The following is a 16,461-nucleotide window of genomic DNA, read 5'->3' as shown; positions in this document are numbered from 1 at the left end:
GGTTCACCGGCATCGTCATCGCCTGTGAACCGACCGGGCACCGCTGGAAAGTGGTGGCCGATCTGGCCGCCGCAGTCGGAGCGCAGATGGTGTGCGTGCAACCGATGGTCGTGGCACGGGCTCGGGAAACCGAAGACTTCACCCGCGACAAATCCGACGACAAAGACGCCCTGCTGATCGCCCGCTTGACCACCCAACTCCACATCTACCTGCCCGAACACGCCGATCAGCACTGGGCACGGCTGCGTCACCTCGGCGTGCGACGGACCGAGCAACTCACCCGCCGAGCCGCGGCCCGCCAACAAGTGCGTGACCTGCTCGACAGTGCCTGGCCGCAGGTGCTCGATTGCGCCGCCCAACCATTGGACTCGGCCACCTGGCTGGCCACCATGACCATCATCGGCTGCGATCCACGCACCATCACCGCCTACCGCAGCCCCGCCTGCGCGCACCCGGCTGCGGGCGAAGCTGCGCCGTGAGCTTGCCCGCTGGGGTGCCCACCGCATCCACGGGCCGATCCTGACCGCAATCATCACCTCCGCTTTCGCGACCACCATGCCACCCGAGCGGACCGGAGCGTTGGAACGTGCCTTCTACGGTCTCAACGACTTCCACCACGCCACCGCCCAATGCCGGCAGGTCGAAACCCACATGCTGGCTGTGCTCGACGAGTTGCAGCTGACCGCACTGGCCACCAGCATTCCCGGCGTCACCGCGGTCTCGGTCGCTGCGATCCTCGCCGAAACCGGTGACCTGTCCCGGTTCGATTCCGCCCGGGCGGTGGTCAAACACGCCGGCCTGTGCCCGCGTGAGAACTCCTCGGGCAGCTACCAGGGCACAACCACCATCAGTGGCCGCGGGCGGCCCCGCCTACGGACTGCCGCCTGGCGTGCGGCGTTCGGCGCGTTGCGGCACAACCCGGTCTACGCCGGCCGCTACCAACACCTGACCACCCGCACCCACCACCAGCTGCAACCAAACCAGGCCTACGTAGCTATCGCCGCTGCCTTGCTACGCCAACTGCACGTGGTGATCACCACCGCCACTCCCTGGGACCCGACCCTGGCGGGACCAACCCAGACTGCGGAGGTGAGCGCCGCCTGAACCCAGACCTCGCCGACCGGGACAAGCTCGCCGCACCTAGGGCATAACCCGCGCCTGAGCCTGAGCAGTCCCACCCGGCGCGACCCGAGCTCGGATGAAGGCTGTTGGGTACCAACCCGTTTGACCGCTAGGTAGAGCCCGCGCCAGGCACGACCCCGGCCGACCAACCACCACCAGCACCCGCACCCGCACCCGGACCGCCCAACCAGGCCGCCCGGCAACACCCACACGCCCACACCCCACCACAGGACCCATTGACACAAACCCTCATAGGCTGCTCAGGCATCGGAGCTGGTGCGTCGCGCTCTTTCAGATCAGACAGCAAGTGGGTGCGCTTCTCGCACCCCAGGCATCGGAGCTGGGTGCGTCGCGCTCTTTCAGATCAGGCAGCAAGTGGGTGCGCTTCTCGCACCCCAGGCACCGGAGCTGGGTGCGTCGCGCTCTTTCAGATCAGGCAGCAGGGGTGTGCTTTTCACGAACAAGCAGCGAGGTCAGGGATCTACTTGCCCCGCCGCGGATTCGCCTTCGAACGCTCGTGGACGAGGCGCAGTCCTTCGAGGGTCAGGTGCGGGTGGTGGTCGGTGAGGGACCGGCACTCGTCGAACATGAGCGGGGCGAGGTAGCCGGTGGCGACCACGGTGACGTCGTCGCCGTCGAAGCCGGGCACGGTGTCGCAGACGCGGTCGACGAGGGCGTCTACCTGGCCGGCGAACCCGTACAGGATGCCCGACTGCAGGGCCTCGACCGTGTTCTTGCCGAGCACACTGCGCGGCGGCATCAACTCGACCTTGCGCACGGTCACGGTGTGCTCGGAGAGCGCCTCGACCGCCAGGTTCACGCCGGGGGCGATGGCGCCGCCGAGGAACTCACCCTTCGCCGACACGGCGTCGACGACGGTCGCGGTACCGAAAGCCACGACGATGCAGGGTCCGCCGTATTCGTGGTGTGCGGCAAGACAGTTGGAGACGCGGTCGGTGCCTACCTCTTTGGGGTTGTCCACCAACAGCGGGACACCGGTCCGCACACCGGGTTCGAGCAGGACGTGCGGGCCGTCGCCGAAGTAGCGGGGCAGCATGACACGCAGTTCGCGCAGCAACGACGGCACCGTCGACAGGGCGCTGACCCCGGTGACCTGCTCGATGTCGGGGCCGAGCATGCCGCGGAAGACCCAGGCGAGTTCGTCGGCGGTGTAGTGCGGGTCGGTGTGGATTCGCCAATCACGCACCAGCCGTGCGTGATCCCCTGTCCCGGCGTACGCGCCGATGTGGATGTTGGTGTTGCCGACGTCGACGGTGAGCAGCATCGATGGGCTCCGTGCCGTTCGCCGGCGTCAGACCGTCGCGTCGGCGAAGACCGGGCCGTCGAGCTGCCGGGGGTCGAGCAGGCCCGAGCCCTCGGGAGCATGTGCCGGGTCGTCGCCGGATTCGAGGATGCGGTTGTGGTCGTCGACGAAGACGACGTTCGGTGCGTACTCCTTCAGCTCGGCTTCGTTCAGCATGCCGTAGGCGATGATGATGACGAGGTCGCCGGGGTGTACGAGATGCGCTGCAGCACCGTTGATCCCGATGACACCGCTGCCGCGCTCACCGGCGATCGCATAGGTCACCAGGCGAGCACCGTTGTCGATGTCGACGATCGTGACCTGTTCACCCTCGAGCAGACCCGCGGCGTCGAGCAGGTCCTGGTCGATCGTCACCGACCCGACGTAGTGCAGATCGGCCTGGGTCACCGTGGCGCGGTGGATCTTCGAGGTCATCATGGTGCGCAGCATGGTCATCGTCCCTCTGTCGTGGTGGTGGCGTTGTTCCAGGCGATTTCTTCTTCGAGTGCGGCGAGACCGCCGACGTTCACGCCGACGTTGTCGATGAGACGCGCCGTTCCGAGGCGTGCGGCGACGAGCAGCCGGGCGGCCCCCTTCTCCGGCGCCTCCTCCAGTTGGCGGCCGCGAAGAGCGAGGTATTCGACGTCGATCTCGGGAACGGTGTCGAGCACGGCCTGTGCCGCCGCGACGATCGCGTCCCGGCCGCCCTCGGCGGAGTGGGCGCCGGCGACCAGCGCGGCCGACAGCGTCGTGGCCAGCTCGCGCTGCTCGGGGGTCAGGTAGCGGTTGCGCGACGACATCGCCAGTCCGTCGGATTCGCGGACGGTCGGGACGCCGACGATCTCGACGTCGAGGTCGAGGTCGGTGACCATCTGCTTGATCAGCACGAGCTGCTGATAGTCCTTCTCACCGAAGAAGGCGGCGTTGGGTCCGACGATGTTGAGCAGCTTGAGGACCACCGTCAGCATCCCGGCGAAATGCGTCGGGCGCGAGATGCCGTCGAGGATTCCGCCGGCCTCACCGGGGTGCACCATCGTCCGCTGTCCGTTCGGGTACATCGACGCGGCATTCGGCGCGAAGACGAGTTCGACGCCGAGCGGCTCGAGCAGAGCGAGGTCGGCGTCGAGGGTGCGCGGATACGCGTCGAGGTCCTCGTTGGCGCCGAACTGCAGCGGGTTGACGAAGATCGAGACGACGACCACCGTGTTGCCCTTGGCCTTCGCCGCACGCACCAGTTGCAGATGGCCGGCGTGCAGGGCACCCATCGTCGGGACCAGCACCACGCGCTTGCCCGCCGCGCGCAGCGCCCGGGTCACCCGGGTCAGGGTGGCCGGTTCGCGGTGCACGGTCATCTGACCGGCCTTGTAGGTCGGCGTCTCGTCGGACGGGAAACTCACGGCATCTCCTTTGATCGGTGGTGTCTGATCGGTGGTCTGGAGCTCGGCGGTGCTCATCGCCCCTCCAGGAGGTCGAGGAGCGCGGCCGGGGCGTCGGTGCGCTCGGCGGCGCGGCGGGCGAGGGTCCGGTATGCCTCGGCGATCCCGTGATCGCCGGACCCGCCGGGCACGGCGCGGAGTGCGGCGAGGTGTCGTCGGACGGCCTCGGCGTCGCCGCGCGCCACCGGACCGGTGAGCGCCGCCGGGCCGAGTTCGAGCACGTTGTTCAACGACGCAGTCACGAGCGGGGTGAGGATCCGTTCGGCGAGCCGCGCACCACTGCCGTCGACGGTCGCGGCGTCGCGTCCGGAGTGGTCGATCGCGGCGTTCAGCGCGGTCACGGCGTCGGCGATCAACGCGATCAGGTGGTTGGCGCCGTGGGCGAGTGCCGCGTGGTAGAGCGTGCGATCGGTTTCGGCGATCCGCACCGGTTCGCCGCCCATCTCCAGCACGAGCGACGAGGCGATGGCCTCGCCGACCGGGTCGGCGGCGGTGATGGCGAAGCAGGAGTTGGTCAGCCGCGCGGTGTCCTCCGCGGAACCGACGAACGTCATCGCGGGATGCAGCGCCAGTCCGAGGGCCCCGCGGGCGGTGACCGGCGCGAGGATGTCCACGCCCTGGGCGCCGGCCGTGTGGGCGACGATCGTGCCGGGACGCAGCGCACCCGACGCCGCGATCTCGTCGACCACCGCGCCCAGCTGGGCATCCGGCACGCTGACCAGCAGCAGTTCCGAACGGGCGACGACTGCGTCGAGGTCGAGGATCTCCGAGTCCGGGAGACGTTGAGCGGCACGGGCCCGCGATTGAGGCGAGCGGGCGACGACCGCGCCGACGACGTGGCCGGCCTTCTCGAGGGCCTCGCCGAGTGCGGTCCCCACGCGTCCGGCGGACACGATGCCGACCGTGAGGCGGGCGGGGGCAGGCAGATTGGAGGTGCCGGGAAAGGGATCGGACCGGACCGGGTACGGGCGGTCACCGAACGCGTCCGCGGCAGTGCTGCCGTGGGCATCGTCGCCTCCGGTCGGCCGTGCGAACGGCACGCCGGGATCACCGGTCGGTGAGGTCACCGCTGTCCTCCATGGTTCGTTCCAGTCCCGCCTTCGCCGGATTCCGCGTGGACGGAGTTCTCTCCACGGCGGCCTCGGCACGGGTACCAGACGTTGCAGAGCAAGGGTAGGACTCTCTCGGCGGTCCGAGCCAACTGTGTGACAGGTGTCACCCGTCAGTCCCGGCCGGCCCCTCCGGCCGCGGCGGTCCGCCATACGACAGACGAGGCTGTGACCTGCGCCGAACCGGCGTACGCTGAGCCCGACCGAGGCGTTCATCGCTCCATCGCCAGACCTCAGGGGGTCCGCAGATGAGCCTGCCAGCGGGTACCGAATTCGCCGGGTACACGATCGTGCGCAAGATCGGCGCCGGCGGCATGGGGGAGGTCTACCTCGCGAAACACCCCCGTCTCCCCCGCCTCGATGTCATCAAGGTGCTCGCCGAGCACGTGTCGAACGATCCGACGTTCCGGGCGCGCTTCACCCGGGAGGCCGACCTGGCCGCCCAGCTCGACCATCCGTGCATCGTCAGCGTCTACGACCGCGGGGAGGTCGACGGCCGGCTGTGGATCTCGATGCAGTACGTGGCCGGCACCGATGCGGCGGCCCTCGTCAAGGCGTCCCCGGGAGGTCTTCCGCTCGACGACGTCGCGGCGGTGAGTGACTCGATCGGCGCCGCCCTCGACCATGCCCATCGCCACGGGCTGCTGCACCGCGACGTCAAACCCGCGAACATCCTCATCAGCGCAACCGAATCCGACCCCGGCGACGCGGAGGAGCGTCGTATCCGATTGGCGGACTTCGGGATCGCCCGCCAGACCGACGGGGGTACATCGCTGACATCGGCCAACCTGGTACTCGGTTCCTTCCCCTACTCGTCACCCGAACAGCTCTCGGCAGAAACCCTCGACGCACGCAGCGATGTCTACTCGCTGGCCTGTTCGAATTTCGAATTGCTCACGGGCACAGTACCGTTCACCGCCCGCACACCGATGATGATGATCCATCACCACCTCACGACACCCCCGCCCGACGTGTCGTCCCTGCGCCGCGGCCTCCCGCCGGCCGTGTCGGAGGCGGTGCGCCACGGGTTGGCCAAGAATCCCGCCGACCGGCCGCCCTCGGCGGGCGCGTTCGCCGCCGAGTTCCGGCATGCAGTCGACACCACCGGATTCTTCCCCGCCCCGCATCCCGGTACTGCGAACGCGCGTAGCGCGCGGATGGGAGCGAGCACCCCGGTTCCAGCGCAAACCCAGACGATGCGTGTTCGCGGGACTCCGCCGCCGACCGAGGCCGCCGGCCTGACCACCGCACCGGTACCGGCATCACCCCGACCGCGGCCCGCCGACAACGGGCACGTTCCGCCGGCGTCGTCGCACGGTCACGGCTTCCCCGCTGCATACTCGGAACTACCCGGGCAGACGGTCCCCGGCCCAGCCCTCGAGTCGACGATGATCCGGGCCTCCGGCGACCTGCACGTGCTCGAGCCCCCTCCACCCGAAACCGACCCTGCGCGGTTCACCACGGCATCGTTGGCCTGCGGAATCGCGGCGGTGCCGCTCAGCGTCGTCGGAGGCTTCGGCCTGCCCGTCGGTGTCACCGGCTGGTACCTCGCCGGACGCGGCCGAGCCTCCTCGGCGGCACGACTGGCCCGGACACTGTGCGCCCTGGGAATGCTCCTCAGCCTCGGGTTGCTCGGGTTCACCATCGGCCGGGCCATCGCCCTGCAGTTCTGAGGTCCGGGCGGGCGCCCCTGAAAAGCGCCCCCGACTTCCGCCCGGCGTCGAAAACCGCCCCTGAAAGGAACCCTCCACAGCGCCGCCGGCGACATATCGCTCGCGATGCGACTCTGGAGGGTGGATTCCAGGGGCGCTTTTCAGACCGGGGCGGATTCCAGGGGCGGTTTTCAGACGGGGGTGGACGCTGTGGGCGCTTTTCAGCGGGGTCGACGCCCCGTGCCACGGCGGAGGGTCAGAGCTGGTCGTCGGTGTACGTCGTCGGCTCGGGTCGGTCCTGTCGCGCCAGCGCACCGATCACCGCGTCGACGATCCACAGCGTCACCACGCCGGCGATGATGTCGACGGCGTCGTCGAACGGCGACCGGAAACGCGGCGAGAAGGGATCGAGGACCTCGGCCGCGGGCACCCCGAGGAGATCGCCGGTGCTGTTCACGATCGTGTCCACCGGATTCGCCGCCCACCCCTCGTAGGCATTGATCGCGAGCAACGCGATGACCGGAATGGCGAGAACCCACCAGAATTGTCTCCGGCGTGCGATCGACCACGCGACGATCAGCAACACGACCCATGCGGGCATGTGCTCGGAGCAGAAATTGAGAATCCCGTATTCGCCCGAGCGGACCAGCACCGGCACCTGACCACCCCAGAAACCCAACGCCCCGATCGCCCCGACCGGGACCGCGATGGCCGCACGGACCACACTGCGTGACCAGAACGCGAGCACCAGGACCATGTACACGGGCATCAGCGCAGTGAGGGTCCAGATCAGGATCAGGCTCGTCGCCGGCCCGTTGGCGACATAGTCCGCGTAGTACTCCGGGAACGGGGTCTCGTTGAGTGGATCGAAGGTGAACAGCCACAACACCATCGGCCACCACGCGAGCAACGGCAGGAACAGCGACGCACTCACCAGCGACCGTTTGATCGCGGAGCCGCGGTCGGTGTGGCGGACCGGCACCCAAGCGGTGCCGGCCCGGTCGACCAGACCGGGCTCACCGCCTGCCAGAGCTCCGCTCATGCGGGCAGTCTAGGGCGATCGTCCAACTTCGATGGCACGAATTCGCACCTAAGTCACAAAACTGATCCAACCGGATGACGAAACTGATACGAATTCGCCGAATCGTCTGCCGAAAGCAGCTTTCGGACCACGGGAAACAGACATTTTCCGTCCGCGTCGACCCATTCCGGAGGTGATCGGACCGGCAATTTTCGACATGCTTCGGTCAAGCTCGAAAAAACCCGAAAATGAATTCACTTACCGGCGAGAAATGGTGATCCGGCGATTTCGTCCGGGCGGCGCGGCGATGCGCAGGGTCAGCCCTCGCGACGCCGGCGCCCGCCACCGGTGGTGCCGGACTGCTGACGCAACTGGCTGAGCAGTTCGGAGACCGGCAGGCCCGCCGAATGCGCCGACTCGGAGTCGTCGTCGGCTGCGCGTCGACGACGACCGCCACCGTAGGTCGGGGCGGGGCGTCCGTCGTTTCCTTCGTGACGACCAGCGGAACCGAGGAACGCGGGGGCCTCGTCCTCGGCGCTCGCAGCTTCTTCCTCGTCCGGTGCGGGACCGGTCTCGGCGGTCTCGACACTCTCGGCGGTCTCGGCCGAGGCCTCGGAGCTCGGAGCGGTTGCCCACTCGTCGGTCGGGGTCTCGTCGGTGTAGGCGGCCGAGTCGTCGGCGCTGCGCGAATCGTCGACGATCTCCGCGTCCGACACATCCTCGGCGGCGTGGGTGTCGGCGGTCGAGGACTCATCGGCTCCCTGGGCGAACGGCGTCGAACCGGCGGAGTGCTGATCGACCTCCTCGACGGGGACCTCGGTGGCGATGCGACCGGAGATCGGGTCGTCGGTGATGACGGGGATGACCTCGGTCATCTCGTTCGGGTCGACGGGCCCGGTGTGGCGGCCGTCGTCTGCGGTCGGCGCGGTGGCCGCGAAGTCGCGTGCGGCGCGCAGGCCGTCGTCGTCGTAGGTCGAGCGATAGGGCGGGACACCGCCGAACTCTCCGCCGAAGGAACCGGCGTGGGCGCCGGACAGACCGGAGGCGAGCTCACGCATCTTCTCGTTCGACAGCGCGGCCCGCTGATCCGGGAGCGGTTCTCCGAGAAGCATTTCCAGACTCGAACGCAGTGCTAGCACCTGGGCTTTGAGCTCGGAGAGTTCCTCGTTGGACTCGGCGGTGATCTCCTTGCGGATGGTCGTCTCGACATCGAGCTCGTATTGACGACGCGCGGCGATCTCCCGCTCGAGTTGCAGTTCGTAGACCAGTCGGAGGTCCCGGCTCTTGGCCTCTGCGCTCTCGGCCTGCCGCCGGAATTTGGTCACGAGGATCGCGCCGATGACCGCCGCCCACAGGGCAGCGATGACCGCCAGCGAACCGAGGATCGACAGGCGGTCGGTGAAGACCATCAGTACGCTTGCCGCCAGGGCGAGCACGATCAACAGACCGAGCAGCCATTGCGCCGCCGACCGACCGGAACGTCGCGAGTCGGCAGAACGGCCGTTCGAGGTCGTCATGATCGTGAACTTACCCGCTGTCAGTACATTCACACGCGAACCGGGTCGGAGTTTCTCAGATCGGCGACGTGTTATGTCTCGCATATCCGCCGCGTCCGACGAAACCGGTTCGGTGCACCGGTCCCGAGCCCCCGCGGGGGTCGCCGGCAAAAGATGTCAGGAATCGCCGACGGCGGGCGGGTCCTCGGGCGCCCGGCAGCAGTATTCGAGCCACATCGCCGCGCACACCAACAGCACGCCGCCGATCAGACCGACGATCGCACCGGGCCGGTCCTGGTCGGCGGCCGTCACATCCTGCTGTCCGAGGAGGAAGACCAACAGTCCGGTCCACACGCCGACGGCGATCGCCCCGAGGATGGCAGATGCCTTGGCGAGGGCCAGCACTCGCGCCGCAGTGAGCGGATGCAGTTGTCCGCGAGCGCGACCCACCTCGCGGGACTCCACCCTCGACCGCACGACGAAGGCGATGACGACCTCGAGCGCGGCCAGCACGTAGAGCACGACCCCGGCCAGCAGCGGCAACGGCGGGAAGTCGTTGTAGTTGTAGCGCACCAGAATCCACGCGGCGATCGCGGTGACCGCGGCGATGACGACGAGATCGCGGAGCCGGGTGGGACCGAGGCCGGTCTCCTCGTCGTCCTGCCCTGGACGGCGTGGGTCGGGAAGTGTCATGACGCGCCACCCCCGGCCGGGCCGAGACGCTCGACGGCACGCACTGCGTCTCGTTCGTCGGCGTCGAGGGCATCGATCAGCTCACGCACCGGCCGCTCCCCTTCCATCGTCCACAGGGTGGCCTCCGGTTCGATCTCCAGCCACGGGATGAGGACGAAGGCACGCTGCGCCGCCCGCGGGTGCGGAAGCGTCAGCACCGGGTCGTCGTCGACGACGACGCGGCCGGACTCCGTCACCGAGATGACGTCGACGTCGAGAGTTCGCGGCCCCCAACGGACTTCACGGGTCCGGTCGGCGGCCTGCTCCAGTTCGTTGCCCCGGTCCAGCCATTCCCGTGCACTGAGCGGCCCGTCGACGATCAGGGTGATGTTGAGGAAGTCGTCCTGTTCGACCCCGCCCCAGGGCGGTGTGGCATACACCGCGGACACCGCGACGAGTTCGTCGGCGAAACCCTCGACCACCGACCGCAGATGCCCTAGCGAGTCCCCGACATTCGAGCCGGCCGAGATAACCGCGCGACTCATCGCATGCCCTTTCGGGAACGGCGGGTCACCACCGCGACGTCGTCGAAGGTCAGCGGGATCGGCGCCGACGGCTTGTGCACGGTGACCTCGCAGGCGGAGATGCGTTCGTCGGCCATGATCGTCTCCGCGACCTCCGCACCGACCGTCTCGATCAGGTTGCGCGGCTCGCCCCCGACGATCGCGGCGACCTGCTGGGCGAGTGCGCCGTAGTCGACGGTCTCGGCGAGGTCGTCGGTGTCGGCGGCGGCACGCAGATCGAGCCACAGGATGACGTCGATGAAGAAGTCCTGGCCGTCCTCGCGCTCGTGGTCGAAGACCCCGTGGTTGCCCCGAACCTTCAGTCCGCGTAGTTCGATCCGGTCAGCCATGTGACCCTCCTGCTCCGAACGTGGTGCGTGAGCCGCCCGCACGCCAGGCCTCGGCGACGGTCACGGCGTCGTAGGTGCTCGCCACATCGTGGACGCGGACGCCCCACGCGCCGGCCGCGGCGGTGAGCGCCGAGATCGACGCGGTCGCGATGTCGCGGCCGGCGGGCGGACGGTCGACGCCGTCGCGACCGAGAAGTGTGCCGAGGAAACGCTTGCGGGAGGCGCCCACGAGGACGGGGAAGCCCAGCCCGATGAAGGTCGGCAACGCATGCAGTAGCGCCCAGTTGTGTTCGGCGGTCTTGGCGAAGCCGAGTCCGGGATCGAGGATGAGCTGGTCCGGGTCGACGCCCGCGGATACCGCGGCATCGACCTGCGCGAGCAACTCGCCGCTCACCTCGGCGACCACGTCGCGGTAACCGCCGACATCGCCGATGCGGTGGGTGAACCGACGGTCCGTGCTCTCGCCCGCCGGCCGCCAGTGCATCAGGATCCACGGCAGTCCGGCGTCGGCGACCACGCGCGCCATGTCGGCGTCGGCACGACCGCCCGAGACGTCGTTGACGATCGAGGCACCGGCCTCGATCGCCGCGGCTGCGACGTCGGCACGCATGGTGTCGACGGAGACGACGACCCCCTGCGAGGCGAGGGCCGCGATGACCGGGGCGACGCGCTCGGCCTCGAGGTCGGGGGCGACGCGGATGGCACCCGGACGCGTCGACTCACCGCCGACGTCGATGAGGTCGGCGCCCTGCTCGATCAGCTGGAGTCCGTGTGCGACCGCCGCGTCGGTGTCGAGGTAGCGGCCGCCGTCGGAGAAGGAGTCGGCGGTGACGTTCAGGACGCCCATCACCAGGGTCCGGCGGTTCCCACCACCGGCCGGCACCGCGCTCGAGGGAGTCATCGGGGGATCGGCCGGGGTCACCGGGTGATCAGGTCGAGGGCTTCGCCGCGGGATACCGCACTGGTCTTGAAGATTCCACGGACGGCCGACGTCGTGGTGGTCGCCCCCGGCTTCCGGATGCCGCGCATCGCCATGCACAGGTGCTCGGCTTCGATGACGACGATGACGCCGCGGGGTTCGAGCTTGCGCATGATCGCATCGGCGATCTGGGTGGTCAGGCGTTCCTGGACCTGCGGGCGCTTGGCGTACAGGTCGACCAGCCGGGCCAGCTTCGACAGGCCGGTCACGCGGCCGGATTCCCCGGGGATGTAGCCGACGTGCGCGACACCGTGGAAGGACACCAGATGGTGCTCGCAGGTGGAGTACATCGGGATGTCCTTCACCAGCACGAGCTCGTCGTGGTCCTCGTCGAAGGTGGTGGCGAGAACCTCGTCGGGGTCGGTGTACAGCCCGGCGAACATCTCCCGGTAGGCGTTGGCCACGCGGGTGGGCGTCCGGAGCAGACCTTCACGGTCGGGGTCTTCGCCGACCGCCAGCAACAGCTCGCGGACCGCGGCCTCGGCACGTGCCTGATCGAACTCCGACCGGTGTCCGTTCACCACGGTGTCGCGCCCCTCGCTGATCGTCATGCGTCAAACCTTACGAGCTTCGCCCGTCATCACCCTCACCGGCACTGTCCGGCCGGGCATTCCCGTTGTCGCCGTGCCGGCCCCAGCCGTTGGTCCCGTTCGCGGCGGGACGATCGGTCGAGGGCTGCTCCGGCGGCCATCCCGGTGCCGACCAGTCGCGCGGCGCACCGTAATCCGGGCGGGTACCGCCCGTGTACGGACCACCGGGCGGCGGAGCCGACTGACCCGGGTTGGGGTATTGCGGATTCGGTTGAGCAGGAGCCGGGTTCTGGCCACCCGGGTACTGCTGGTGCTCCGGGTACTGGGGACTCGGGTATTGCGGGTTCGGGTACTGGGGAGTCGGATTCCCCGTCGGCGGAACCGGTCCGCCCTGTGCACCCGGTTCGGGATAGACCGGCGGGTAGTTCGGGACCTGACCCGGAACCTGCGAGCCGCCCGGGTAGCCCGCACCGACGGGTTCGGGGATCTTCGCCGCCTCCGGCGGGGGCCACGGCTCGCCGCGCTCGATGGCGAGCTCGCCCGGCGTCTTCACCGGCGGCTTGTCGCTCGGGGTTCGCTCGCCGAAGTCGTTGAACGCGGTGATCCGCGGACGCTTGACGACGTCGGAGAAGATCTTCTCCAGGTCCTTGCGGGTCAGCGTCTCCTTCTCGAGGAGCTGGGTCGCGAGCACGTCGAGGGTGTCGCGGTACTCGGTGAGGATGGCCCACGCCTCCGTGTGCGCCGCCTCGATGAGTCGACGGACCTCGTCGTCGATCTCGCTGGCGATCTCGGCCGAGTAGGCCGACTGGGCACCCATCGAACGACCCAGGAACGGATCGCCCTGGTCCTGGCCGTACCGCACGGCACCCAGCTTCGCGCTCATGCCGTATTCGGTGACCATCGCGCGGGCGATCTTGGTGGCCTGGTCGATGTCCGACGACGCCCCGGTGGTCGGCTCGTGGAAGACGAGTTCCTCGGCGGCGCGGCCACCCATGGCCATCACCAGACGCGCGATCATCTCCGACCGCGTCATCAGGTCCTTGTCCTGCTCGGGCACGGCGAGCGCGTGACCGCCGGTTCGTCCGCGGGCGAGGATCGTCACCTTGTAGATCGGGTCCAGATCGGGCATCGCCCACGCGGCCAGGGTGTGTCCGCCCTCGTGGTAGGCCACGACCTTGCGTTCGTGCTCGCTGATGATCCGGCTCTTGCGACGCGGTCCGCCGATGACACGGTCAACGGCTTCCTCGAGTGCTTCGCCGGTGATGGTCTGCTTGTTCTCACGCGCGGTGAGCAGGGCGGCCTCGTTGACGACGTTGGCCAGGTCGGCGCCGGACATGCCCGGTGTGCGCTTGGCGAGACCGTCGAGGTCGGCGCTGGAGTCGATCGGCTTGCCCTTGGCATGCACCTTGAGGATGGCGCGACGCCCGGCCATGTCGGGGTTGCCGACCGGGATCTGACGGTCGAAGCGCCCGGGACGCAGCAGTGCGGGGTCGAGGATGTCGGGCCGGTTGGTCGCGGCGATCAGGATGACGCCCGACCGGTCGCCGAAGCCGTCCATCTCGACGAGCAGCTGGTTCAGCGTCTGCTCGCGCTCGTCGTGGCCACCGCCGAGGCCCGCACCACGCTGGCGGCCGACGGCGTCGATCTCGTCGACGAAGATGATGCACGGACTGTTGTTCTTGGCCTGCTCGAACAGGTCTCGCACACGGGATGCACCGACACCGACGAACATCTCGACGAAGTCGGAGCCGGAGATGGTGAAGAACGGGACCCCGGCCTCACCGGCGACCGCACGCGCCAGCAGGGTCTTACCCGTTCCGGGCGGGCCGAACAGCAGCACGCCGCGCGGGATCTTCGCGCCCAGGGCCTGGTAGCGCGCCGGGTTCTGGAGGAAGTCCTTGATCTCGTAGAGCTCTTCGACGGCCTCGTCGGCGCCGGCGACATCGGCGAAGGTCGTCTTCGGCATGTCCTTGGAGAGCTGCTTGGCCTTTGACTTGCCGAAGCCCATGACGCCGCCGCGGCCACCGCCCTGCATGCGGCTCATCACGAAGAAGAACAGACCGAACAGCAGGATCATCGGCAGGACGAAGATGAGGATCTGCCAGAGCACCGACTGCTCGTTGACGTTCGTCGTGTACTTGGTGCCGGTCTCCTGGACCGCGTCGAAGATCTGTTCACCGGCCTGGGCCGGGTACTTGGTGCTGATCTTGTCCGCGTCGGCGTCGGCGACCTTGATCGGCGAGTTGAGCTCGATGCGCAGCTGCTGCTCGCGGTCGTCGATGCTGATGAACTTGGTGTTCTTCTTGTTCAGCTGCTCCAGCGCGACGGAGGTGTCGACGCCCCGGTACTCGCGGTCGGAGTCGCTCATCACGCTCCAGCCCCACAGGGCGAGCAGGACGAGCGCCAGGATGGCGAGGTTGCGGAAGACTGTCTTACGGTTCATGCCAGTTGGTGGGGGTTCGACCGGCGTGCGGGATCGAGTCCCGGCGCCCACTCCGTTCCCATGTCCTTCCCATCGACGTACACATTGAGGCTACCGGTCAACGATCACGCTGGTGAAACCGTTCCCGTTGCATGATCACCACCACGGCGCGCAGGTCATGGCGGGTTCGGAGGTCTCGCGGATCAGCTGCTGTAGACCGCGGGCTTGAGGCGCCCGATGTAGGGCAGGTCCCGGTAGCGCTCGGCGTAGTCGAGCCCGTAACCGACGACGAACTCGTTCGGGATGTCGAAGCCGACGTCGGCGACGCGCACCGGCGACCGGACGGCCTCGGGCTTGCGGAGCAGGGTGCAGACCTCGAGGCTGCGGGGCGAACGGGTGGCGAGGTTCTTCATCAGCCACGACAGGGTGAGGCCCGAGTCGATGATGTCCTCGACGATCAGGACGTCGCGGCCCTCGATGTCGCGGTCGAGGTCCTTGAGGATCCGCACGACGCCGGACGAGGAGGTAGACGAGCCGTAGCTCGACACCGCCATGAACTCCAGCTGGGACGGGATCGGGAGGGCGCGCGCGAAATCGGTCATGAACATGACCGCTCCCTTGAGCACTCCGATCAGGACCAGGTCGTCCTCGATGTCGGTGTACCGGGAGGCGACGGATCGGGCGAGTTCGACGGTGCGCTGCTTGATCTGTTCCTCGGTGATCAGAACAGCGTCGATGTCAGCGGCATAGGGGTCAGCGGACTGCACCTTTACAGCTTGTCATGTTTCGCGGGTCACATGGCCGACGGGTGGGACGGCGGTCGGAAATTACTCGCGAGTAGGGATTGGACCGTTTGGACGAATTTGCCATCGCAGTTGTTTGCATGTATAACAGTCAGATTACGAACTTTAACATCGGCCCCTTGTGAAACTTTTCTTCACAATTGTTATGCCGGGTTTGTGAATGTTGGTCGACCCGCAAGCAACGTGGGCATCAGGGGTATTTCGACCTGTGAATATGATCTACCTCAGTTCCCTATTCCCCCCTCGGGGAACTCCCCTTCATGGAAAGAATTCCTTCATGTCAACTGAACGACAGGACGGGGCCTTGTCGCGCAAATCCACGCGCACACTGGTCGCCGTTGCCATTTCCCTTGCCGCCGTGGTGATCACGGCACTCGCCGGCACCGCACAGGCTGCCCCCAAGCAGTTCGGACCGGCGACCTACGACGCGAACTGGAATCAGTCGTCGCTGACCCTCACCCTGCACAATGCCTCGGCCAGCACCGAGAACGGCACGCTGACCATCCGTGATTTCGGCGGCGCGGAAGTCTTCAGTATGCCTCTCGCATACCGCATGGAGGATCGCCAGTTCCCGATCGACGCGCGTCAGGCCGGCAACAAGGTGACGCTCATTCCGTCGCGTAACAACGCTCGTTCCGTGCAGGTCAACGCCGCCGAGGTCAACAGTCTGCGGCACCAGGTCGCAGCACCGACCACACGCCAGGAGCGGGACGATCAGGCGCTGACCCGCTTCCAGCAGCAGCTCAGTGCGGGCACGACGGTGTCGTCGCTGGTCGGCACCATTGTCGGCGCGATCGTCGGTGGTCTCATCGGCTGCATCGTCGGAATCACCGCTGCAATCGTCGGCTGCCTCGTCGGAGTCGCACCTGCAGCCGCGGTCGGCGGCATCGTCGGCCTCGCACTCGGTGGCGGTGGCACCCTGATCGGCGCCGGCCTCCAGTACTTCCAGACGATCAATTCGCCGTTCAAGGCACCCAAGAAGTAGGTCGCAGACCTTTTCCTG

The 16,461-nt window shown here is 67.9% G+C and carries 17 protein-coding genes; 4 read left to right on the top strand and 13 right to left on the bottom strand.

Features of this window, described 5'->3' with window-relative positions; translation table 11 throughout:
* The coding region (locus tag LQD00_RS02535; protein ID WP_232715531.1) for an IS110 family transposase at nt 1-479 on the top strand (479 nt) is incomplete at its 5' end.
* Nucleotides 480-555: 76 nt separating this feature from the next.
* Nucleotides 556-1,104, top strand: a complete 549-nt coding sequence (locus tag LQD00_RS02530) for a transposase (RefSeq protein ID WP_232715530.1) — start codon at nt 556-558, stop codon at nt 1,102-1,104.
* Between the two features lie 499 nt (nt 1,105-1,603).
* Here LQD00_RS02530 and LQD00_RS02525 read toward each other — a convergent pair whose 3' ends face one another.
* The 4 genes from LQD00_RS02525 to LQD00_RS02510 all read right to left on the bottom strand — a co-directional run bounded on the left by LQD00_RS02525 (nt 1,604) and on the right by LQD00_RS02510 (nt 4,928).
* The gene (locus LQD00_RS02525; protein ID WP_232715529.1) at nt 1,604-2,407 is read right to left on the bottom strand and encodes a type III pantothenate kinase; all 804 of its coding nucleotides are present in this window, start codon (nt 2,405-2,407) and stop codon (nt 1,604-1,606) included.
* A 27-nt stretch (nt 2,408-2,434) separates the two neighbouring features.
* Entirely contained in the window at nt 2,435-2,875 is a 441-nt protein-coding gene (gene panD / locus LQD00_RS02520; protein ID WP_232715535.1) for an aspartate 1-decarboxylase, read from the bottom strand.
* Nucleotides 2,876-2,877: 2 nt separating this feature from the next.
* Nucleotides 2,878-3,777, bottom strand: coding sequence for a pantoate--beta-alanine ligase (gene panC / locus LQD00_RS02515; protein ID WP_406566941.1), 900 nt, complete (start codon nt 3,775-3,777; stop codon nt 2,878-2,880).
* Nucleotides 3,778-3,875: 98 nt separating this feature from the next.
* Nucleotides 3,876-4,928, bottom strand: a complete 1,053-nt coding sequence (locus LQD00_RS02510) for a Rossmann-like and DUF2520 domain-containing protein (protein WP_232715527.1) — start codon at nt 4,926-4,928, stop codon at nt 3,876-3,878.
* Between the two features lie 290 nt (nt 4,929-5,218).
* Between LQD00_RS02510 and LQD00_RS02505 the strand changes: the two genes are divergently transcribed.
* A complete protein-coding gene (locus LQD00_RS02505; RefSeq protein ID WP_232715526.1) occupies nt 5,219-6,643 on the top strand; it encodes a serine/threonine-protein kinase in 1,425 nt (474 codons plus the stop codon).
* A gap of 235 nt (nt 6,644-6,878) precedes the next feature.
* On the opposite strand, the gene LQD00_RS02500 is transcribed toward LQD00_RS02505, so the two are convergent.
* The 9 genes from LQD00_RS02500 to hpt all read right to left on the bottom strand — a co-directional run bounded on the left by LQD00_RS02500 (nt 6,879) and on the right by hpt (nt 15,422).
* Nucleotides 6,879-7,664: a hypothetical protein gene (locus LQD00_RS02500; RefSeq protein WP_232715525.1), complete on the bottom strand. Its 786-nt coding sequence runs from the start codon at nt 7,662-7,664 to the stop codon at nt 6,879-6,881.
* Between the two features lie 296 nt (nt 7,665-7,960).
* Entirely contained in the window at nt 7,961-9,160 is a 1,200-nt protein-coding gene (locus tag LQD00_RS02495) for a DUF6779 domain-containing protein (RefSeq protein ID WP_232715524.1), read from the bottom strand.
* 156 nt (nt 9,161-9,316) lie between these two features.
* Entirely contained in the window at nt 9,317-9,832 is a 516-nt protein-coding gene (locus LQD00_RS02490) for a DUF3180 domain-containing protein (protein ID WP_232715523.1), read from the bottom strand.
* The gene (gene folK, locus LQD00_RS02485; protein WP_232715522.1) at nt 9,829-10,356 is read right to left on the bottom strand and encodes a 2-amino-4-hydroxy-6-hydroxymethyldihydropteridine diphosphokinase; all 528 of its coding nucleotides are present in this window, start codon (nt 10,354-10,356) and stop codon (nt 9,829-9,831) included. Before folK ends, LQD00_RS02490 begins: the two co-directional genes overlap by 4 nt.
* Nucleotides 10,353-10,724: a dihydroneopterin aldolase gene (gene folB / locus LQD00_RS02480; protein WP_006867987.1), complete on the bottom strand. Its 372-nt coding sequence runs from the start codon at nt 10,722-10,724 to the stop codon at nt 10,353-10,355. The genes folK and folB overlap by 4 nt, the downstream gene beginning before the upstream one ends.
* Nucleotides 10,717-11,625 carry a dihydropteroate synthase gene (gene folP / locus LQD00_RS02475; protein ID WP_406566939.1) on the bottom strand — a complete coding sequence of 303 codons (909 nt, stop codon included), beginning with the start codon at nt 11,623-11,625 and terminating at the stop codon, nt 10,717-10,719. The genes folB and folP overlap by 8 nt, the downstream gene beginning before the upstream one ends.
* A gap of 17 nt (nt 11,626-11,642) precedes the next feature.
* Nucleotides 11,643-12,254 (bottom strand): GTP cyclohydrolase I FolE, encoded by a 612-nt coding sequence (gene folE, locus LQD00_RS02470; RefSeq protein ID WP_005197834.1) that lies wholly within the window; start codon nt 12,252-12,254, stop codon nt 11,643-11,645.
* 10 nt (nt 12,255-12,264) lie between these two features.
* Nucleotides 12,265-14,676 (bottom strand): ATP-dependent zinc metalloprotease FtsH, encoded by a 2,412-nt coding sequence (gene ftsH / locus LQD00_RS02465; protein ID WP_232715521.1) that lies wholly within the window; start codon nt 14,674-14,676, stop codon nt 12,265-12,267.
* A gap of 182 nt (nt 14,677-14,858) precedes the next feature.
* Nucleotides 14,859-15,422, bottom strand: a complete 564-nt coding sequence (gene hpt / locus LQD00_RS02460; protein WP_006867983.1) for a hypoxanthine phosphoribosyltransferase — start codon at nt 15,420-15,422, stop codon at nt 14,859-14,861.
* Between the two features lie 313 nt (nt 15,423-15,735).
* Here hpt and LQD00_RS02455 point away from each other — a divergent pair, with 313 nt between their 5' ends.
* Complete coding sequence (locus LQD00_RS02455) at nt 15,736-16,443, top strand: glycine zipper family protein (protein ID WP_232715520.1); 708 nt, start codon at nt 15,736-15,738, stop codon at nt 16,441-16,443.
* Nucleotides 16,444-16,461: the final 18 nt, after the last annotated feature.

The organism is Gordonia metallireducens (genome assembly GCF_021245825.1).
GTDB classification, from domain to species: Bacteria; Actinomycetota; Actinomycetes; order Mycobacteriales; family Mycobacteriaceae; genus Gordonia; species Gordonia namibiensis.
This window is presented reverse-complemented; position numbering and strand designations above follow the sequence as displayed.